The organism is Enterobacter sp. PL_is511 (assembly GCF_055816065.1).
On the sequence record NZ_JBVPGP010000023.1, the window covers coordinates 394,351 to 414,633 of the forward strand.

At 55.4% G+C, this 20,283-nt stretch carries 21 protein-coding genes; 13 read left to right on the forward strand and 8 right to left on the reverse strand.

The features are described from left to right. Positions 1-90: 90 nt before the first annotated feature. Positions 91-786 (reverse strand): response regulator, encoded by a 696-nt coding sequence (locus AC0TN7_RS14185; protein WP_024909323.1) that lies wholly within the window; start codon positions 784-786, stop codon positions 91-93. Then, positions 770-2,410 carry an ATP-binding protein gene (locus AC0TN7_RS14190; RefSeq protein WP_024909322.1) on the reverse strand — a complete coding sequence of 547 codons (1,641 nt, stop codon included), beginning with the start codon at positions 2,408-2,410 and terminating at the stop codon, positions 770-772. Before AC0TN7_RS14190 ends, AC0TN7_RS14185 begins: the two co-directional genes overlap by 17 nt. A gap of 176 nt (positions 2,411-2,586) precedes the next feature. On the opposite strand from AC0TN7_RS14190, the gene yjdI reads away from it, so the two are divergent. Next, on the forward strand, positions 2,587-2,817 hold the full coding sequence (gene yjdI / locus AC0TN7_RS14195; RefSeq protein ID WP_008499689.1) for a 4Fe-4S mono-cluster protein YjdI: 231 nt from the start codon (positions 2,587-2,589) through the stop codon (positions 2,815-2,817). Positions 2,818-2,827: 10 nt separating this feature from the next. Further along, positions 2,828-3,100 carry a GNAT family N-acetyltransferase gene (locus AC0TN7_RS14200; protein ID WP_008499687.1) on the forward strand — a complete coding sequence of 91 codons (273 nt, stop codon included), beginning with the start codon at positions 2,828-2,830 and terminating at the stop codon, positions 3,098-3,100. Positions 3,101-3,127: 27 nt separating this feature from the next. Here AC0TN7_RS14200 and AC0TN7_RS14205 read toward each other — a convergent pair whose 3' ends face one another. Then, positions 3,128-3,739: a LysE family translocator gene (locus AC0TN7_RS14205; protein ID WP_473702221.1), complete on the reverse strand. Its 612-nt coding sequence runs from the start codon at positions 3,737-3,739 to the stop codon at positions 3,128-3,130. A 115-nt stretch (positions 3,740-3,854) separates the two neighbouring features. Here AC0TN7_RS14205 and AC0TN7_RS14210 point away from each other — a divergent pair, with 115 nt between their 5' ends. Continuing rightward, positions 3,855-4,325 carry an Lrp/AsnC family transcriptional regulator gene (locus AC0TN7_RS14210; protein ID WP_090418540.1) on the forward strand — a complete coding sequence of 157 codons (471 nt, stop codon included), beginning with the start codon at positions 3,855-3,857 and terminating at the stop codon, positions 4,323-4,325. 37 nt (positions 4,326-4,362) lie between these two features. Here the strand turns inward: AC0TN7_RS14210 and AC0TN7_RS14215 are convergent, their stop codons facing one another. Together AC0TN7_RS14215 and AC0TN7_RS14220 are read right to left on the reverse strand one after the other, a co-directional pair. Continuing rightward, the gene (locus tag AC0TN7_RS14215; RefSeq protein ID WP_463727290.1) at positions 4,363-5,592 is read right to left on the reverse strand and encodes an amino acid permease; all 1,230 of its coding nucleotides are present in this window, start codon (positions 5,590-5,592) and stop codon (positions 4,363-4,365) included. Between the two features lie 119 nt (positions 5,593-5,711). Further along, a complete protein-coding gene (locus AC0TN7_RS14220; RefSeq protein WP_024909318.1) occupies positions 5,712-6,173 on the reverse strand; it encodes a multidrug/biocide efflux PACE transporter in 462 nt (153 codons plus the stop codon). A 105-nt stretch (positions 6,174-6,278) separates the two neighbouring features. On the opposite strand from AC0TN7_RS14220, the gene AC0TN7_RS14225 reads away from it, so the two are divergent. The 7 genes from AC0TN7_RS14225 (at position 6,279) to AC0TN7_RS14255 (ending at position 14,166) form a co-directional block, all read left to right on the forward strand. Next, positions 6,279-7,145 carry a LysR family transcriptional regulator gene (locus tag AC0TN7_RS14225; protein ID WP_032648159.1) on the forward strand — a complete coding sequence of 289 codons (867 nt, stop codon included), beginning with the start codon at positions 6,279-6,281 and terminating at the stop codon, positions 7,143-7,145. A gap of 93 nt (positions 7,146-7,238) precedes the next feature. Further along, complete coding sequence (locus AC0TN7_RS14230; protein WP_024909316.1) at positions 7,239-8,417, forward strand: acetyl-CoA C-acetyltransferase; 1,179 nt, start codon at positions 7,239-7,241, stop codon at positions 8,415-8,417. A 235-nt stretch (positions 8,418-8,652) separates the two neighbouring features. Beyond that, entirely contained in the window at positions 8,653-9,489 is an 837-nt protein-coding gene (gene kduI, locus AC0TN7_RS14235) for a 5-dehydro-4-deoxy-D-glucuronate isomerase (protein ID WP_061714518.1), read from the forward strand. Positions 9,490-9,552: 63 nt separating this feature from the next. Next, positions 9,553-10,314, forward strand: a complete 762-nt coding sequence (kduD, locus tag AC0TN7_RS14240; protein ID WP_024909314.1) for a 2-dehydro-3-deoxy-D-gluconate 5-dehydrogenase KduD — start codon at positions 9,553-9,555, stop codon at positions 10,312-10,314. 313 nt (positions 10,315-10,627) lie between these two features. Beyond that, positions 10,628-12,043 carry an arabinose-proton symporter AraE gene (araE, locus tag AC0TN7_RS14245; protein ID WP_024909313.1) on the forward strand — a complete coding sequence of 472 codons (1,416 nt, stop codon included), beginning with the start codon at positions 10,628-10,630 and terminating at the stop codon, positions 12,041-12,043. Positions 12,044-12,258: 215 nt separating this feature from the next. Further along, positions 12,259-13,383 carry an LPS O-antigen length regulator Wzz(fepE) gene (gene wzz(fepE) / locus AC0TN7_RS14250; protein WP_024909312.1) on the forward strand — a complete coding sequence of 375 codons (1,125 nt, stop codon included), beginning with the start codon at positions 12,259-12,261 and terminating at the stop codon, positions 13,381-13,383. Between the two features lie 90 nt (positions 13,384-13,473). Continuing rightward, positions 13,474-14,166, forward strand: coding sequence for an aspartate/glutamate racemase (locus AC0TN7_RS14255; RefSeq protein ID WP_024909311.1), 693 nt, complete (start codon positions 13,474-13,476; stop codon positions 14,164-14,166). Positions 14,167-14,181: 15 nt separating this feature from the next. Here AC0TN7_RS14255 and AC0TN7_RS14260 read toward each other — a convergent pair whose 3' ends face one another. Then, on the reverse strand, positions 14,182-14,574 hold the full coding sequence (locus AC0TN7_RS14260) for a winged helix-turn-helix transcriptional regulator (RefSeq protein WP_073961475.1): 393 nt from the start codon (positions 14,572-14,574) through the stop codon (positions 14,182-14,184). A gap of 190 nt (positions 14,575-14,764) precedes the next feature. Between AC0TN7_RS14260 and AC0TN7_RS14265 the strand changes: the two genes are divergently transcribed. Then, positions 14,765-15,313 carry a flavodoxin family protein gene (locus AC0TN7_RS14265; RefSeq protein WP_032645441.1) on the forward strand — a complete coding sequence of 183 codons (549 nt, stop codon included), beginning with the start codon at positions 14,765-14,767 and terminating at the stop codon, positions 15,311-15,313. Between the two features lie 19 nt (positions 15,314-15,332). Here AC0TN7_RS14265 and AC0TN7_RS14270 read toward each other — a convergent pair whose 3' ends face one another. Then, entirely contained in the window at positions 15,333-16,265 is a 933-nt protein-coding gene (locus tag AC0TN7_RS14270; RefSeq protein WP_473702222.1) for a LysR family transcriptional regulator, read from the reverse strand. Positions 16,266-16,386: 121 nt separating this feature from the next. Here AC0TN7_RS14270 and lysA point away from each other — a divergent pair, with 121 nt between their 5' ends. Continuing rightward, positions 16,387-17,649, forward strand: a complete 1,263-nt coding sequence (gene lysA / locus AC0TN7_RS14275; RefSeq protein WP_248165672.1) for a diaminopimelate decarboxylase — start codon at positions 16,387-16,389, stop codon at positions 17,647-17,649. On the opposite strand, the gene AC0TN7_RS14280 is transcribed toward lysA, so the two are convergent. After that, positions 17,619-18,656: a LacI family DNA-binding transcriptional regulator gene (locus AC0TN7_RS14280; protein ID WP_024909306.1), complete on the reverse strand. Its 1,038-nt coding sequence runs from the start codon at positions 18,654-18,656 to the stop codon at positions 17,619-17,621. The genes lysA and AC0TN7_RS14280 overlap by 31 nt on opposite strands. A gap of 300 nt (positions 18,657-18,956) precedes the next feature. Between AC0TN7_RS14280 and AC0TN7_RS14285 the strand changes: the two genes are divergently transcribed. Continuing rightward, complete coding sequence (locus AC0TN7_RS14285; RefSeq protein ID WP_024909305.1) at positions 18,957-20,282, forward strand: PTS sugar transporter subunit IIC; 1,326 nt, start codon at positions 18,957-18,959, stop codon at positions 20,280-20,282. The last annotated feature ends 1 nt before the right edge of the window (position 20,283 follow it).

Below are 20,283 nucleotides of genomic sequence, written 5' to 3' on the forward strand. Positions count from 1 at the left end.
CGGATAATGATACCGAAGTGTGATTGTCGCCGTCGTTTCAGCAATTAACACCATAAAATCCGCGAACGTTAGCTTACGAACGGTTCTGGATTACGGTTTATCGGGGGCTTTGCGGTATAACCGGCGTGGATGACCAATATTGCCATACAGCATTTCGACGCTGATTAACCCGCTCTCCACGCAATATTCAAGATAGCGACGCCCCGTGGTTTTGCTGATCCCCACGTTTTCCACCACCTCCTCAACCGACATCGCATTGTCGGGATGTTCGGCGAACAGGCGTTTAATGCGTTCCAGCGTCTGGGGCTCAATACCCTTCGTGGACGGCGTAGCTGAGGATTCCGCGGCAGGCAGATTAAACAGGCGATCCAGCGCATGCTGGTCGACCACCTTCACCTGCTGCACGGTGTGGATGAAGCGCATAAACCGCTCCAGCGAGGCGTGCAGGCGCTGGAAAAAGACGGGCTTGATGAGGTAGTCAAACGCGCCGCTGCGCATGGCGTGGCTGCAGGTTTGCATATCGCTGGCGGCGGTGATGAAGATCACCGAGCATTCGTAGCTTTTCAGCAGCGGGTTATCGATGAGCTCCACGCCTTTACCGTCCGGAAGATAGTTGTCCAGCAGGATAAGCCGCGGCTGATGCTGACGAATCAGGCTGCATGCCTGCTCAATCGACGCGGCGATGCCCACCACGCGCAAATGAAAATTCTGCTCGATATACTCGCGATGCAGCTCCGCCAGGTGCGGCTCATCTTCAACGATCACAACATCAAGTGCTCGGGTCATGCTTTTGCCCATTCGGAATAAACACAGAAAAAATAGTCCCTTGTGGCGTGTTGTCGGCAATCTCAATACTGCCGCCGGCCTTGTCGATATATCCTGCCACCAGGAACAGGCCAATACCGTGCTCGGTGCCCACAATGTCGTTTTCACGTTCCGGTTTGCTGCTGAATCCCTGGCGGAAAATATGCGGCTTCATCGCATCCTCCACCCCGCAACCCCGGTCGGCCACCTCGATCAGCAGCTCCTGGTTACGGTCAGAAATATAGAGTTCTACCGGCGCGAGGACCGGTGCTTTAAGGGTTGCGTCCACCGCGTTATCCAGCAGATTACCAATAACCGACATCAGCTCCGTTTCGTTGAGCGTGGCGGGCATACGGGTGAGCTGGCAGGCGGGGTCAAACAGCAGCTCGATCCCTTTCTCGCGCGCGCTGACGTATTTTCCTAACAGCAGACCACACAGCGCGGGAGAGGAAAAGCGGGCGGAGACAAAATCCAGCACGCGTTGCGCGCCTTCGGACTGTATCTGGATGTAACGGATCGCCTCGTCATAGTGTTTCATCTGCAGTAATCCCACCAGCGTGGCGGTCCAGTTCAGCTGCTCGTGGCGCATAATGCGCAGGTTATCCGCATAGCGCTTGATCTGGCTGAGCTGGCTGCTGAGGGTGTTGATGTCATTTTTGTCGCGAAAGCTGTAGACCCAGCCGCTTTCAACGCCGGGTTCAACCTCAATCGCCACGCGGTTGACGATCACCTCGCGCTGGTTAAGAACAGCAATCTGGTCGTGGCGGCCGCTGCTCACCGAGGCGTAGCGCTGAGATAAAAAGCCCGGTGACGTCTGCAGAACGTCTTCCAGCGGTTTGCCGATAAGTTCTTTCTCACTTTGCCGAATATCCAGCATTTCTCGTGCGGCGCGGTTAATTAAAATCAGCTGCTTCTCTTCATTGACGGCAAATACCCCCTCATACATGGCTTCTAATAGCGCGCGCTGCTGCAAAACCAGCTGAGCGATATCTTTCGGCTCCAGTCGGAACATCTGTTTTTTGAGATTGCGGGTAAACAGCCAGGAGAACATAAACAGCAGCAGAAGAAGACCCGCGCCGTACAGCCCGGACTGCCAGAGAATGCGGGCATTTATGTTGGCAATATAGGATGTCAGATAGCCGACCGAGACAATGCCAATCACCTGATGCTGCGCATTGAAGATGGGGGCTTTGCTGCGTAGCGACACGCCAATCCCACCCTGACGCACGGAAATAATGGTTTTACCCTTTAACACCTCCGCATTGTCCCCGCCGATCATCGGTAAATTAATGCGCTCCGGGGATTCCGAATGATAGAGGTGCTGTTCCTCGGTATCGCCAATCACAATGTAGCTGGCATCGCTTTCGGCGCGCAGCGGCTGAATTAACCGGGCGATGCCGGGGATATCTCTGGCCGCAACCATTGCCGCCAGACCCGGCATCAGCGCGATCTGGCTGGCCTGAACCCGGGCACGCTGGCCGAGATCGTGATGGAGCTGCCGGTCAATAAAATGAAACAGGATCGTTCCCAGCAGAACTAACAGCAGGCAGGAGAAGCACACCAGCGCTAAAAATAGCTTTACCTGAAAAGAGAGTCTGCGTTTCATTCAACCTGCGGATGTTATGTAAAAGTGACATTTGCCGAGCCTGACATGGGCAAATAGCGGACGCAATCTGGCAAGAAAAGAGTTGTGACCTGGCTTTTCGTTTTCGGCGTTATAGCCATCAGGATCCCGTCAGGCTATTCTTCATTCAGCACGATAATAATTACAGAGGCAATGTCATGGATAAAGAACTACTGGATGCGGGTTACCGGGCCTATACCGGCGAGAAAATTGACGTTTACTTCAATACCGGGATCTGCAAACACTCAGGTAACTGCGTGCGTGGCAGCGCAAAGCTGTTTAATCTGAAACGTAAACCGTGGATTATTCCCGATGAAGTGGACGTTGAAACGGTTGTCCGCGTGATTGATACCTGCCCGAGCGGTGCGCTGAAGTATCGCCAAAAATAAGCGAGGAACCATGGATATTCTGGAAGGCCATAACAAGTTTTACGTGAATGATGCGAACGGTAATCAGGTCGCGGAGATTGTCTTCGTGCCGACCGGCGAGCACCTGAGCATCATTGAGCATACCGATGTGGATGAGAGCCTGAAAGGGCAAGGGGTCGGTAAACAGCTGGTGGCGAAAGTGGTGGAGAAGATGCGCGGTGAGAACCGCAAAATAATTCCGCTGTGCCCGTTCGCGAAGCATGAGTTTGATAAAACGCGGGAATATGACGATATTCGCGCGTAAATAACACCGGCGATGGCCGGTGTTTTTTTATCTCACCTGCTCATACAGCAATACCAGCGCTATCAGCACCATTAACCCTCCCGATGCCCTGCTCACCAGACGCGCCGCCTGTGGTCGGGTCGCCAGCACCGCTTTCGAACCATACCCCACCAGCAGATAGACCAGCGTACAGGTGATAAGGTGCATCATCCCAAGCGCAGACATCTGCATCGCTATCGACCAGCTTCCGGTCGGGTCTGTAAACTGCGGAAGCAGGGCCAGGAACAGCAAAAAAACCTTCGGGTTTAGGCCGCTAATGCAGAGCCCTTTCACCGCCCACTGTCGCCAGTTTCCCGCGTGGTGGCTCGCCTTTTCCGGGGCGGCAGGGTGACGCAACAGTCCGATGCCGAGCCACAGGAGATACGCGGCCCCCGCGAGGGTCAGCCCGGTTAACGCCAGCGGATGTTGAGCAATCACGACCCCCACGCCAGCCACGACAATGAGCGTGGCTAACAGATGCCCTGACATCAGCCCCAGCACCGCCGGTACCACGCGTCGCCCGTTAATCCCGGCGCTAATGGCGTAGGCCCAGTCGGCGCCTGGCGTCATGATGAGCAGAAACGAAACCACCCAAAAGCCGGCCACAATACTCATTTCCATCGTTCTGAAAACTCCCGCAGTGCGTTAAACGTTGCGAAAAAGAATATCGTTAACCCTGCGAAATAGGCTTTCAATGTTATGCTGATAACACGGTGAAATTGAGAAAATCTTCCAAATGGACAGCATCGATCGAAAAATTCTTGCGGCGCTCCAGTCTGATGGACGCCTGTCGCTTACCGAGCTGGCTGAGCGGGTTAATCTGAGCCTCTCACCCTGCCATCGTCGCGTGCGGGCGCTGGAGCAAAGCGGGGCCATAACGGGATACCGTGCCAGCCTGGATCCGGCTAAAATGGGGTTTAACTTCCTGGCGATCGTCTTTGCGACGCTGAAAGAGGGGGACCGAAAGGCGGTTAGCGCGTTTGAAGCGGCGGTGGAGGAAATTCCGCAGATCGTGCTGGCGCAGCGTCTGTTTGGCGATCCCGATTATCTGATGCACGTCGTGACCCGCGACCTCTCCGCTTTCCAGAAGCTCTATGACGAGAAACTTTCCGCCATGCCTGGCGTGCAGCATCTTCGCTCTACGCTGGTGATGAAAACGGTGGTGCAGGACAGACCTTTTCCGCTGGACGTCACGGGACGAGACTAAATGACATGCCCGGCAGAGCGCCGGGCATCAAAGGAGATTAGCCGACAAACATCACCGACACGCACAGCACTCCGACGATCAGCGTCAGCAGGTTGCCAATGGAACGGTACTGTTTCAGGGAGGGGAGCAGATACGTCGACAGCGTCGGCATGATAAACAGGATCATGGCGATAAGCGGGCCGCTGATGGCGTAAATCATCGAAATGGCGTTCGGGTTAATGCAGCAGACGGCAAAGGTGATTAACGACACCCCCATAATGGAAATCGCTCGGTTAAAGGCGCGGCTCTTTTTCACGCCCACCTGATTGAGCGACGACTTCACGATCTCCGTTGCCCCTTCAATCACCCCAAAATAGGTGCCGAGGAACGATTTCGACATCGCAATAATCGCCACGATAATCCCGGAAATCCCCAACCACGCCGGTGAAGAAGGCATCATCGACAGCGCGGACAGGATCGTCACCCCTTGCTCTTTGGCGGTCACAATGTACGACGGTGGAATAGAGAGCAGGCAGCTGAAGACAAAGAACAGCACGCTCAGGCAGATAATCAGGTACGCCACCTTCATGATTTTCTTGCATTTATCCATTGCGCCGTCGGCAAATTTCTCGCGACGGTCAACGGCAAATGTGGAGATAATCGGGGTATGGCTGAACGCAAACACCATCACCGGAATCGAAATCCAGACCTGGTGCAGCGTATGGCGATCGACGGCCATCTGGCTGGTCAGCAGCGAAGGTTGCCAGCTGCCGATCAGATAGAGCGAGACAAAAAGGAAGTAGGCAATCAGCGGAAACACCAGGAAGCCCATCACTTTTATCGTGATATGCCGTCCCATCAGGAAGATCAGATTCAGGACCAGCACCACCCCCAGGCTGACCAGCACGCGAACGGCGGTATCCACCGTCAGGTGTTTTGCCAGCTGTTCCGTGAGTGAGTTGGTGATGGCCACCGCATAAATCTGCACCACCACAAAGAAGGCGATGAAATAGAGCGTGGTGATCAGATTGCCAATCTTCCTGCCGTAGTAGTGCGACACGGCGCCGGTGATCCCTTCGTTGCCTTTTGTTTTGGACGACAGGATAAATTGCGCCAGCGCCCGGTGCGGCCAGTAGGTTAAGGGGTAGGCCACGAGGGCAGTAATAAACAGGACGATAGCGCCTGCTGAGCCCAGCTGAATGGGCAAAAACAGCGTTCCTGCGCCCACGGCCGTGCCGTAGAGAGCGAAACTCCAGAGAGTCTCATCTTTTGACCAAATTTTCGACATTAGAGCAACGTATCAACTATCAAACCATCGGAATGGAGTGCAATTTACCATAGTTATGCACGGAGAGCGCAGTTGCTTCGAAGGAGTTTGGCCGGAACGGGCGTCCGGCCAGAGGTGGTTTAGCCTGCCAGGGCGCGCCGTTGCTGGCGACGCTTAAGAAATTTATCGCGAAGGCAATCGTATGCCCAGTTGTAGAACATGGTGTACGGCAGGAAGAACAGGAAGAAACCTATTTCCAGCGTGAATGCCTGAAGCAGGGTGACGCCCAGCACGGCGGCGACAATCGACACGCCAATCACAATAAACCCGCATTCAAACCCCAGCGCATGCAGCGCACGCACTTTTGCCGTACGTTTGACGCGCTGAACCGGCCAGAAACGGTCGAAGCCGAAGTTATAAATAATGTTCCACAGCATGGCGGTGGTGGCCAGAATAATGGTCAACCCACCCATCTCCACCACGGAACGCTGCATGAGCCACGCCGCCGTAGGGGCGAGGATCGCCGTCGCAATCCCTTCAAAACAGACAGCATGAAAGATCCGCTCCGGCAGTTTACGTTGGAGTGCATCCTGATGTTGCATAATCACAGACCTCATTAATTCGCCGGTATGGGCGTTGATGTGGCCTATTTTCATCGCTAAAGCTGATATATTAAAGATAGTATCCATCGTTAAAGTAGATAGGTTATGCGCTATTCACCCGAAGCCCTTAACGCATTTGTCGAGACCGTTGCGGCGGGCTCTTTTTCTGCGGCCGCCCGCCGGCTGCGTAAAAGCCAGTCGACGATCAGCACGTCCATTGCCAATCTTGAAGCCGATCTCGGTTTCGAGCTGTTTGACCGCTCGGCGCGCCAGCCGGTGTTAACGGCCCAGGGGGAACAGGTGCTGGGCTACGTGCAGGCCATCCTGGCCGCCAGCACGCGGCTGGACGAGCTGGCGGTGTCGTTAACGGCGCAAACGGAGGCGCGTCTGACGTTTGTCCTTTCCGATACCCTTAACCCGGACGTGCTGGAAGAGATGATGAAACAGTTTGACGCGCGCTTTCCCCATACGGAATTCGAATGTCTGATTGGCGAGGAGGAGGACGTGATCGATCTGCTGCAAAAGGAGCGAGCGCAGGTTGGCCTGACGGAAGCGCGAGACGGTTATCCTACGGATATCGGCGCCATCCGGCTGCCGATGCAGACCCGCATGGCGATCTATGTCGCGACCACGCATCCGCTCGCTGGACAACATGACGTTCAGCGTGACGAGCTCCACGGCTGGCGAGAGCTGCGGCTGAGCACCTATCTTGAGCGCGAGGCGGAGATCGCGCGCGGGCCCGTCTGGTCAGCCCCGAATTACCTGTTACTCTTGAGTATGGCGGTTCAGGGATTTGGCTGGTGCGTCTTGCCGTGCGCGCTGGTGGATGAGTTTGCCGCCGCGAAATCCCTGGTACAGCTCAATGTTCCCGGCTGGCCGCGGGCGATCGGCATCGATCTGCTGTGGAATAAGCGATCCCCTCCCGGCGTTGCCGGAAGCTGGCTGCGACAGTATCTGCAGGATGCGCGCTGATCCTTGTGATTAAACTCACTATTTTTAAACAATTAAGATAATTGCCAGTAACAATCCTCTACTATCGTCATGTCATTTAACACAGAGGTCGTGATGAAAGATGTCGTAATAGTGGGTGCGTTGCGTACAGCTATCGGCTGTTTTCAGGGAGCGCTTGCGCGTCACTCGGCGGTTGACCTGGGGAGCGTGGTGGTGAAAGCGCTGGTGGAACGTAGCGGGATCGCAGCACATGAAGTTGATGAGGTGATCCTGGGACAGGTTCTCACGGCCGGTGCCGGGCAAAACCCTGCGCGTCAGGCGGCGCTGAAGGGCGGGCTGCCCAATACCGTCTCCGCCATCACCATTAACGACGTCTGTGGCTCAGGATTAAAAGCGCTGCATCTCGCGACGCAGGCCATTCAGTGTGGTGAAGCGGACGTGATCATTGCGGGCGGGCAGGAGAATATGAGCCGCGCGCCGCACGTGTTGACCGACAGCCGTACCGGCGCACAGCTGGGCAACAGTCAGCTGCTCGACAGCCTGGTGCATGACGGGCTGTGGGATGCGTTCAATGACTATCATATGGGCGTGACGGCGGAAAACCTGGCGCGCGAGTACGGCATCAGCCGTGAAGTGCAGGATGCCTACGCGCTGAGCTCGCAGCAAAAAGCGCGTGCGGCGATTGATTCCGGTCGTTTTCGCGACGAAATTGTCCCTGTCAGCACGCAGCGTCAGAGCGGTGAGTTTATTGTCGTGGATACCGATGAACAGCCGCGCACCGACGCCAGTGCTGAAGGGCTGGCGAGGCTGAATCCTGCGTTTGAAATGCAGGGCTCGGTGACGGCGGGAAATGCCTCTTCCATTAACGACGGCGCTGCCGCCGTGATGATGATGAGCGAAAGCAAAGCCCTTGAACTCGATCTCCCCGTGCTGGCCCGGATTAAGGCGTTCGCCAGCGTGGGGGTTGATCCTGCGTTAATGGGGATCGCACCGGTCTACGCGACTCGCCGCTGTCTGGAGCGTGCCGGGTGGCAGCTTTCGGATGTGGATCTGATCGAAGTGAACGAAGCCTATGCCGCGCAGGCGATCTCCGTCGGAAAAATGCTGGAGTGGGATCCCCTTCGGGTCAACGTTAACGGCGGCGCGATCGCGCTGGGCCATCCGATCGGGGCGTCCGGCTGCCGGATCCTGGTTTCGCTGGTCCACGAAATGAAAAAGCGCAATGCCCGCAAAGGGATTGCCACACTATGTATAGGCGGCGGGCAAGGGGTGGCGCTGGCCATCGAACGCTAACTTCTCCTTATTGAAAATGACCTCCTCCGGGAGGTTTTTTTTCGCGCCCTTTTTCTCCCGACGGTTTAATTGTGATCCGAACATCATTTTCGTCATAAACAAAAATAAAAATGAAACGTTGTTTTAAATATAATTGAAAAGCCCGCTTTATGCCGATAGTATGTGTTCAATATGAAAAACGGAACGCTGTTTCGTTTATTTCTGCCTTCGGGCATGACCACATCTGGAGGTTACCGTGGACGTCAGAGAAAGCATCCACAGCGCGCACGCCAAAACGCTGGATACTCAGGGGCTGCGCAAGGCATTTTTAGTCGAGCAGATATTCGAGGCCGACAGGTACACCATGGTCTACAGCCATATCGACCGTATTATTGTGGGCGGCATTATGCCCGTCACGAAAACCGTCTCCGTGGGCGGCGAGGTCGGTAAACAGCTGGGCGTAAATTATTTCCTCGAGCGTCGCGAGCTGGGGGTGATCAACATCGGCGGGCCGGGCACCATCACCGTAGACGGACACTGCTATGAGATTGGCCATCGCGAGGCACTGTACGTGGGTAAAGGGGCGAAAGACGTGGTCTTTGCCAGCATCGACGGCAGCAAGCCTGCGAAGTTTTACTATAACTGCGCGCCGGCTCACGCCACCTGTCCAACCAAAAAAGTGACCCCGGCAGACGTCGCGCCCGTGACGCTGGGCGACAACCTCACCAGCAACCGCCGCACCATCAATAAATACTTCGTGCCGGACGTGCTGGAGACCTGCCAGCTCAGCATGGGATTGACCGAGCTTGCGCCAGGCAACCTGTGGAACACCATGCCGTGCCATACCCACGAGCGCCGAATGGAGGTCTACTTCTACTTCAACATGGAGGAAGACGCCTGCGTGTTCCACATGATGGGACAGCCGCAGGAAACGCGCCATATCGTGATGCACAACGAGCAGGCGGTGATTTCACCGAGCTGGTCTATTCACTCCGGCGTAGGGACGAAAGCTTACACCTTTATCTGGGGAATGGTGGGCGAAAATCAGGTCTTCGATGATATGGACCATGTTGCGGTCAGCGATTTGCGCTAGTCGCGGGCAGTGAAGCATAAACCTGCCTGTGAGTGACAGGCTCTGAAAGAGTAAGGAATAAACATGATTCTGGATGCATTCTCTCTGCAGGGGAAAGTGGCTGTGGTTTCCGGCTGTGACACCGGGCTGGGGCAGGGGATGGCGCTAGGCCTGGCGGAAGCGGGCTGCGATATCGTCGGAATTAATATCGTTGAACCGACTGAAACCCTCGAACGCGTGACGGCGCTGGGCCGCCGTTTCCTGAGCCTGACCGCCGACCTGCGTAAAATCGATGCCATTCCTGAACTGCTGGATCGCGCGGTGGCGGAATTCGGTCATATCGACATTCTGGTCAACAACGCCGGGCTGATTCGCCGCGAAGATGCGATCAGCTTCAGCGAGCGCGACTGGGATGACGTGATGGATTTGAACATCAAGAGCGTATTTTTCATGTCCCAGGCGGCGGCAAAGCACTTTATCGCGCAGGGGAACGGCGGCAAGATCGTGAATATTGCCTCCATGCTCTCGTTCCAGGGCGGCATCCGCGTGCCGTCGTACACCGCGTCCAAAAGCGCCGTGATGGGCGTGACCCGCCTTCTGGCAAACGAGTGGGCGAAGCACAACATCAATGTGAATGCGATTGCGCCGGGCTACATGGCGACCAACAATACGCAGCAGCTGCGTGCAGACGAGCAGCGTAGCGCGGAAATCCTCGATCGTATTCCGGCGGGGCGCTGGGGTCTTCCGCGCGATCTGATGGGGCCGGTGGTCTTTCTGGCCTCGTCGGCATCGGATTACATCAACGGCTACACCGTGGCGGTCGATGGCGGCTGGCTGGCACGTTAATTCCACCTGCATGACGAACCTCTGCCCTCAGGTGGAGGTTTTTTTTGGCTAAAAATTACCATTATCCATATGACATAAGATGAAAAATCCATACTGAGAATTCACGAATGACGCGTATCACATTTTTATTGCTTAAATATTAGGTAATTAATAAAAAACGTGGCAATTTCAGCATTAGTTGAAATTGTAATGTCCATCACAGATCGCGATGCCATAGCGAAATAATCCATATCTTCACGAATTCCCGCCTGACACTTTTCCTCGCTTTCTCGTAATTTCAGTTAACGAATTTTGCTGTTGAGGCAGGAAAAATATGACATCTATCAATGACTCTACCCTAATGCCCGCTGCGCTGCGTGATACCCGGCGCATGAACCAGTTTGTCTCCATTGCCGCCGCCGTGGCAGGCCTGTTATTTGGACTGGATATCGGCGTCATTGCCGGAGCGCTGCCCTTTATTACCGATCACTTTACCCTCAGTAACCGTCTGCAGGAGTGGGTGGTGAGCAGCATGATGCTCGGCGCGGCCATCGGGGCACTATTTAACGGCTGGCTATCGTTCCGCCTGGGGCGCAAATACAGCCTGATGGTCGGGGCGATCCTGTTCGTCGCGGGTTCGATCGGCTCCGCGTTTGCGACAAACGTAGAGGTGCTGCTGCTTTCCCGCGTGCTGCTGGGCGTGGCGGTGGGGATTGCCTCCTACACCGCGCCGCTTTATCTCTCAGAAATGGCGAGTGAGAACGTGCGCGGCAAGATGATCAGCATGTATCAACTGATGGTCACGCTGGGTATCGTGCTGGCGTTCCTGTCTGACACCTACTTCAGCTACAGCGGCAACTGGCGCGCAATGCTCGGCGTGCTGGCGCTGCCAGCGGTGGTGCTGATTGTCTTAGTGATTTTCCTGCCGAACAGTCCGCGCTGGCTGGCGCAAAAAGGGCGCCACGTGGAGGCAGAAGAGGTCCTGCGCATGCTGCGCGATACCTCGGAGAAAGCGCGCGAAGAGCTGAACGAGATCCGCGAAAGCCTGAAGCTGAAGCAGGGGGGCTGGGCGCTATTTAAGATCAACCGCAACGTGCGCCGGGCGGTCTTCCTCGGCATGTTGCTGCAGGCGATGCAGCAGTTCACCGGCATGAACATCATCATGTACTACGCGCCGCGTATTTTTAAAATGGCCGGGTTCACCACCACGGAACAGCAGATGATCGCCACCCTGGTGGTCGGGCTGACCTTCATGTTCGCCACCTTTATTGCCGTATTCACCGTGGACAAAGCCGGCCGTAAACCTGCGCTGAAGATTGGCTTTAGCGTGATGGCGCTCGGCACGCTGATCCTCGGTTACTGCCTGATGCAGTTTGATAACGGCACGGCGTCAAGCGGACTTTCCTGGCTTTCTGTCGGGATGACCATGATGTGCATCGCAGGCTACGCGATGAGCGCCGCGCCCGTGGTGTGGATCCTGTGCTCCGAAATTCAGCCGCTTAAATGCCGTGACTTTGGCATCACCTGCTCCACGACAACCAACTGGGTATCGAACATGATCATCGGCGCGACGTTCCTGACGCTGCTGGACGCGATTGGCGCAGCGGGAACGTTCTGGCTCTATACGGTACTGAATGTGGCATTTATTGGCGTCACGTTCTGGCTGATCCCGGAAACCAAAGGCGTGACGCTGGAACACATCGAGCGCAAGCTGATGGCTGGAGAGAAACTGCGGAACATCGGCGGGTGATTTTTTGCCCGTCCGAAGGTTTTAATACGTGCCGTAACTGGAAAGGGAAAGGTGGCTTAATCACAATAAAAATGTGACTAAGATCACCACTAACTCTGGTAGGGAGTAGACACAGAGAGGGAACAGGCATTAGGATTTTTCTTATGTTGATGTATTATCGGACCACCGCCATCAATGTTAAGAGATGCGTTGCATCCGGAAAAAGAAGAATCACTATGTCAGAAATGGATTTCAAAAAAAGCACGGACCTCGACTTTCCCCGTTATGCCGGCCCGGCTGTAAGCGCAAAAGAGATCGATCTTCTGGGACTTTTTGAGGTCCTTCTGGCGGCGAAAAAACGTATCGTCGCCATCGTCTTTGCTTTCGCGCTGGTGGGGCTGGCCGTTTCATTTTTACTGCCGCAAAAATGGACCAGTAAAGCGGTGATCACCCCGGCAGAGCAGTCGCAGTGGAATCCGCTGCGCCAGATGCTGGTTGCGCTGCAGGTGCTTGACGTGGACGTGAAAATTACCCGTCCAGAAATTTTTGATCTCTTTATTAAAAAGTTTCAGTCGCAGTCATTGCTCGAAGAGTACATGAAATCCTCTCCTTATGTGATATCGCAGCTTAAAGGTGTTGAGGTGGATCCGCTCGATCTGCATCGCGCGATAGTCAACATCTCAGACAGAATGAAAGCGGTGAATGACGATCAGGGAAAAGGCGCGGATAAAGTGCCTTTTGTCTCCTGGACATTGAGCTTCACTGCGCCAACAGCAGGCGATGCGCAAACCGTTTTGGAGGGGTATATCAATTATATCGTGGCTATCGTCGAAAAAGAGACGGTACAGAATATCCGCAACCAGATCGCCCTGAAGACGAACGTTGTTGAGCAGCAGCTGGAACTGGATCGTGTTCGTCTGACCAATGTTCACAATACCAACCTGCAGCGACTGAATTATTCCCTGGAAGTGGCGAATGCCGCCGGTATCAAGAAGCCGGTCTACAGCAACGGGCAGGCCGTAAAGGATGACCCGGATTATTCCGTTGCGCTCGGTGCTGACGGTATCGCGCAAAAACTGAAGATTGAAAAAAATCTGAAGGACGTGACTGAACTGAATGCGGACTTTCAGAACCGGGAATACTACCTGGCACAGCTGAAAAATCTCTCCTTTGCCGATGTTAAACTTGAGCCATTCAGGTACCAGCTCACTCCTTCCATGCCGGTGAAAAAGGATGGCCCGGGCAAGGCTCTGATTGTCGTTCTGGCGGCGCTTCTTGGGGGCCTGTTTGCCTGCGGTAGCGTGTTACTGCGCGAGGCGATGCACACCCGTACTTCGCCGCCAGAGCCGGTGGCGAAATAAAATCTGCAGTGTAAAAAGGCGCTCAATAGAGCGCCTTTTTTTATGTGCATCGGTTGTGTTAAAAAAAGAGACCAAAGATAAGGAGGGATGATGAAAACGATCGGCCTGTTAGGTGGTATGAGCTGGGAATCGACAATCCCTTATTACCGCCTGATTAATGAAGGGGTAAAGCAGCGTCTGGGTGGTCTGCACTCCGCAAGTCTGCTGCTGCACAGCGTTGATTTCCATGAAATCGAAGCCTGCCAGTCGAGCGGTGAGTGGGATAAAGCCGGAGAGATCCTGGCCCAGGCGGCGCTGGGACTGGAGCGTGCCGGCGCCAGGGGGATAGTGCTTTGTACCAATACCATGCACAAAGTGGCGTCGCATATTGAAGACCGCTGCTCGCTGCCGTTTCTGCATATCGCGGACGCGACCGGGCGTGCGATTGCGGCATCCGGAATGCGCCGCGTAGCGCTTTTGGGTACACGCTACACCATGGAACAGGATTTTTATCGCGGACGTTTACACAGTGAATTTGGGATAGAAAGCCTGATCCCGGATGAAGAAGATCGGGCGCGCATCAATCAGATTATCTTTGACGAGCTCTGCCTCGGTACCTTCAGCGAAGCTTCCCGCGCGTATTACGTCAGCGTTATCGATAAACTTAGGCAGCAGGGGGCCGAAGGGGTGATCTTCGGCTGCACTGAGATTGGTTTGCTGGTACCCGTCGAGCGAAGCCCTCTCCCGGTATTTGATACCACTGCAATTCATGCCGCCGATGCCGTGGCGTTTATGTTGTCCTGAGCACCCGGTTTAGGTTTACGTGTTGGCGGCGTCATAAGCGGATTGCGCCGCCACAATGGCATCAATATTATTTTCCACCCAGTGCGCAAGCACAGTCACCGTTTCGGTTAACGTCTGGCCAAGCGGCGTCAGGCTGTACTCGACGGTTACAGGTACCGTGGCGAATATCTTTCGCGACACCAGCCCATCACGTTCCAGTTTGCGTAAAGACTGGGTCAGCACCTTTTTGGTGATTCGCTGAATATCACGTTGAAGATGACTAAAGCGCATCGGCCCATTCTCAAGGCGCGCAAGAATTAACAGTGCCCACTTATCGGCGATACGCGCCAGCACGCCGCGGGTCGGGCAGCGTTCATCGAACACGTTGTAAGGAGGCATCTCCTTTTTCAGAACTGCTGTTTGGGTCATGGTGGTTCCCTCGAGGTAACCAGGTGAGATAAAGGTGCCTTCTTACGCCCATGAATGTTTGCGTGTATAAAACGACGTAAGGTTTCTATTTGATACCAGGGAACCGAAAATGGCAACGGGCTCGCAGAGCAATTTTAAAGTCGTCTTAATCGTTTGACTCACAAGGCAATATTGCATCAGGAGAACTATCATGAGCGTTGTAGTTATCTATTATTCTGGCTACGGCCACACCAAACGCGTTGCTGAAACAGTCGCCGAGGGCGCGCAGGCTGAGCTGATCGCCATTGACAGCAATGGCGATATTCAGGAAAGCGACTGGCAAAAACTTAACGATGCCAGAGCGATTATTTTTGGCGCGCCAACCTACATGGGAAGCGTACCGTGGCAGTTTAAGAAATTCGCTGATGCGACCTCAAAAGCCTGGTTCGTGCGTAGCTGGCAGGACAAAGTGTTCGCGGGCTTCAGCAACAGCGCCAGCCTGAACGGTGATAAGCAGGTGTCGTTACAATACCTGCAAACGCTGGCCTCTCAGCACGGTGGGATTTGGGTGAGCCTGGGGCTACCGCCGTCAAATACCCTCGCGGCAACCCGTCAGGATATTAATAATCTGGGCGGTTCAGTCGGTTTGCTGGTGCAGTCTCCATCAGATGCTGATGCTGGCGCCATTGCCAGTGGCGATCTGCAAACCGCTGTGAAATTCGGCGAGCGTGTTGCGGCCATCGCGAAACGTTTTAACTGAGTTTTCAGACGCCCGCTGTTCAGTGGGGCGTCTGATTCAACATCCTATTTAGCTGGCCAGCCAATAGACTTAACCCTCCTTGCAGATGCTCACTGAACGCCTCCACCAGCGCCGATGCCGGACGATGCAGTGGGCGGATTAGGCTAACGGTGAAAGGAACTGAGACACTAAACCGACGTACAACAATCCCACTTTCCGCATAATCCAGCGCCGTGAGCGGATTCACCACCGCGACGCCGACGCCTGCGCGTACCATCGCACAAATCGAGGCCGCGCTGTGCGTTTCTACCACCATTCGGCGTTTGACCTGATGCTCGGCAAACAGCGTATCCAGCAGCTGTCGATAACTGTCAGTCTGCGACAGGCTGATGTAGTTTTCCCCGTGGAAATCCTCCGGTGTAAGCACTGCGTTACCGGCAAGCCGATGCCCGGCGGGCAGAACGCACACTTCATCTAACGAGAGCAACTCCGTGCGCGCCGTTCCCGCTGGCGTGGAGAGGGTTTCGGTCAGGCCTAAATCATGGCGCTGAGCCGAAAGCCACTCTTCAAGCAGAGGTGATTCCTGAGGCACGATGGTGAGGCTGACCTCCGGGTATCGGGCCAGAAAGGGTTGCAGCAGCATCGGCAAAAAGGATTGCGAAAAGACGGGCAGGCAGACGATCGACAGCTCGCCCTGACGAAACTCGCGCAGGCTTTCCGCGGCACTCACTATTCTATCCAGCCCGTACCAGGAGCGCTGAACTTCCTCGAACAGGCGTAACCCTTGTACCGTCGGGTGAAGCCTGCCCCGGGTACGTTCGAACAGCTTCAACCCCAGCACTTTCTCGAAGCGCGCCAGCTCGCGGCTCACCGTCGGCTGCGAGGTATGCAGCATCTGTGCGGCTTCGGTGAGATTGCCGGTGGTCATCACGGCGTGAAAAATCTCGATATGGCGTAAATTGACGGCGGGCATAGGGCACCTGAAAGCAGAGAACTAACCATATCATTTTTGCATAGACTCGCGATAAAACGATATTTTTTATTCTCTTTGTGCTGTGGCGTAATCATGAAAACGCATTTATCCGGAGAAGACCATGCCACGCCCGCTGAACCAGACTGATACCGATTTGAACGCCGACAACCTGCTGCGCCTGCCCGCCGAGTTTGGCTGCCCGGTGTGGGTCTACGACGCGCAGATCGTTCGCGAGAAGATCGCCGCCCTGCATCAGTTTGACGTGGTGCGTTTTGCCCAGAAGGCCTGCTCCAATATCCACATTCTGCGCCTGATGCGTGAGCAGGGCGTGAAGGTCGACTCCGTTTCACTCGGCGAAATCGAGCGCGCGCTGGCGGCCGGATACGATCCGAAAGCCGACGGTGACGCGATCGTCTTTACCGCCGATGTGATCGACGATGCGACGCTTGCGCGCGTCCACGAGCTGCAGATCCCGGTGAATGCCGGCTCTGTGGATATGCTGGAGCAGCTGGGCGAGGTTTCACCCGGCCATCGCGTCTGGCTGCGCGTGAACCCGGGCTTTGGTCATGGCCACAGCCAAAAAACCAATACCGGCGGCGAAAACAGCAAGCACGGGATCTGGTATGCCGATATGCCTGCCGCGCTGGCGGTATTACAGCGCTACGGCCTGAAGCTGGTGGGGATTCATATGCACATTGGCTCTGGCGTCGATTACGGCCACCTGGAGCAGGTGTGCGGCGCGATGGTGCGCCAGGTTGTCGACTTCGGTCAGGATCTGGAGGCGATCTCTGCCGGTGGCGGTCTCTCCATTCCTTATCGCGAAGGGGAAGAGGCGATTGATACCGATCACTATTACGGTCTGTGGAGCGCCGCGCGCGATCAAATCGCCGCGCATTTGGGCCACGCGGTAAAACTGGAAATTGAGCCGGGCCGTTTCCTGGTGGCGGAAGCCGGCGTGCTGGTTTCGCAGGTGCGCAGCGTGAAAGAGATGGGGTCTCGCCACTTTGTATTGATTGACGCAGGCTTTAACGATCTGATGCGTCCGTCCATGTACGGCAGCTATCACCACATTACCGCCCTGGCTGCCGACGGACGCGATTTAACGCAGGCACCACGCGTTGAGACGGTCATTGCGGGGCCGCTGTGCGAATCGGGTGACGTGTTTACCCAACAGGAGGGCGGCAAAGTGGAGACCCGCGCGCTGCCAGAGGTCAAACCGGGTGATTATCTTGTGCTGCACGACACCGGCGCTTACGGGGCGTCAATGTCCTCTAACTACAATAGCCGCCCGCTGCTGCCGGAAGTGCTGTTTGATAACGGCAAGGCGCGGCTGATCCGCCGCCGCCAGACCATTCAGGAACTGCTGGCGTTAGAGCTCATCTGATGTAAGTACGGCCCCGTCGTGACCGAATCGCGTAAGACCAGCGTGCCGGTAAACGGTGGGATGGCATCGACCGGCTGGTTTTTTGCCAGCCGGATCGCCTGATCGATGGCCGTGACAATCATATTGTCGATGGGCAGATAAACCGACGAGAGCGCAGGTTCCAGCCATTTCGCGCTAGGGGCATCGTCAAAGCCGAACAGTGAAATATCCTGCGGGATTTTACGCCCCGCCTGGTGTAACGCTTTGGACGCGCCCAGCGCCATATCGTCGTTACAGGCAAACAGGGCGCTAAACGATACACCGTCGGCAATCAATTCCTTGCACAGCTCATATCCCCCGGTCATTCCCGCATCGCCGTACTTTATCCGACGCTCGTCCAGACGGATGCCGTGCTTTTCCAGCGCCTTGCGATAGCCCATCAGCCTCGCTTTCCCGGTTGGGGTATGGATCGGGACGGTGATACAGGCGATCTCCCGATGGCCCTGTTCGATCAGATAATCCACGGCCTTAAACGCGGCATCCTGCTGTTCGAAGAACACACAGCGATCCGGCGCCTGGCTCACTTCACGGTTAATGACCACCAGCGGTGTTTTTACGGTGTTCATCAGTTTGATGATCGCTTTTTCGCTCATATAGCGCGTATAAAGCACGATGGCATCGCACTGGCGATCGGCGAGCATCTGCACCGCCTGTTCTTCCTGTTCCGGCGCGTCGTGACCGTCGGTGACGATAAGCTGTTTCCCGTGGGTTTCGGTCTGCCGCGACGCCTGCTGGAGAAGGCGGCCAAAGTAAAAGCCGTCGAAGGTCGAGACGACCAGACCAATGCTGTTGCTGGTCTGGTTAGCCAGCGAGCGCGCGAGAAAGTTCGGCCGATAGCCCAGCTCTTCCATCGCCGCAAACACCTGCTGACGCGTACTCTCTTTAACCTGACCCGTGCCGTTCAGCACGCGCGATACCGTGGCCTTAGACACGCCCGCGCGCAGTGAGACATCCAGCATTGTTACCATTCTACATTCCTGCTTTCACGTAATGATCTGCAGTTTAACACAGAGCTTACGCCGTATAAGCGATGCGGGAAGCGCAAAAACTCCGCCACGATCACGCTTTTTGGCAACGACCTGACAGCACGGAATTATCGTCGTTAAGTGGCATGCCAAAATGGTCAAAAATACTCATCTGGAATACCTCTTGCTCCGTTGAGAGCTTAATCACAGAACGGAAAGCCCCATAAAGCTATTTTTGGTATGCCAATAGTATCCGGCTGTACACCTTATTCAATAAAAGCCCTTTTACTGAGGTATTACCCTATGGCATTACAGGAAAAACTGATCGACGCTCTGGGCAGTTTTGCCACCAAATTCAACAGCTATCGCTACATCATGGCGATCAAGTCTGCCTTTATTACCTTAATGCCGGTCATCATCGTTGGGGCATTCTCCGTGCTGATCTCCAACATGGTGCTGGATCCGAAAAACGGCCTGGCGAGTTTCCAGTCGCTGTCGTTTCTCGCCGCGCTAAAGCCGATCACCAGTGCGTTAAACTACGCCACGCTCAACTTCCTCAACATCGGCGCGGTGTTTTTGATTGGCGTGGAGCTGGGGCGGATTAACGGGATCAAATCCTTGTTCCCCGGCCTGCTGGCGGTGATCTGCTTCATCTGCGTGACGCCGACCACCGTGGAAATGCTGGTGGACGGCGAAATGCACGTGGTGAAAGACGTGCTGCTGCGCCAGTTCTCCGACACCCGCAGCCTGTTCCTCGGCATGTTTATCGCCATTCTCTCCGTCGAGGTCTACTGCTGGCTGGAAAACCGCAAGGGGCTGAAGATTAAGATGCCGGATACCGTACCGCCTAACGTGGCGGCATCGTTCTCGGCCCTGATCCCGGCGATTATCACCACCACGGCGATTGCCACGTTTGGCTTCGTTTTCCACCAGCTTACCGGCATGTATCTCTACGACGCGGTCTACCAGGTGGTGCAGCAGCCGCTGGAGCGCGTGGTGCAAAGCCTGCCGGGCATTCTGCTGCTGATGTTTGTCGCCCAGCTATTCTGGGTGATTGGAATTCATGGCAACCAGATGATCAAGCCGATCCGCGAGCCGCTGCTGCTGGGGGCGATCACCGTTAACATGAGCGCCTTTGAGCAGGGCAAAGAGGTGCCGAACATCATCACTATGCCGTTCTGGGACGTGTATATGAGCATCGGGGGGTCAGGGCTGACCATCGGCCTGCTGATCGCGGTGATGATCGCCACCAAACGTAAAGAGATGAAGGAGATCGCCAAGCTCTCTATTGGCCCCGGCATTTTCAACATTAACGAGCCGGTGATCTTCGGTATGCCAATCATGCTCAACCCGATCCTTGCCATTCCGTTCATCATTACGCCGCTGGTTACTGGCTCTATCGGTTACTTTGCGACGGTAACCGGTTTTGCCGGCAAAGCCGTCGTGATGGTGCCGTGGACCACACCGCCGCTGATTAACGCCTGGCTTTCCACCGCAGGCTCAATGGGGGCAGTGATAACTCAGCTTATTTGCATTGTCACTGCCGTCATTATCTATCTGCCGTTTGTGAAGATTGCCTCACGCCGTGCGGATCAGGCCGCGCTGCAGCAAGCTACCGATAACGCCTGAG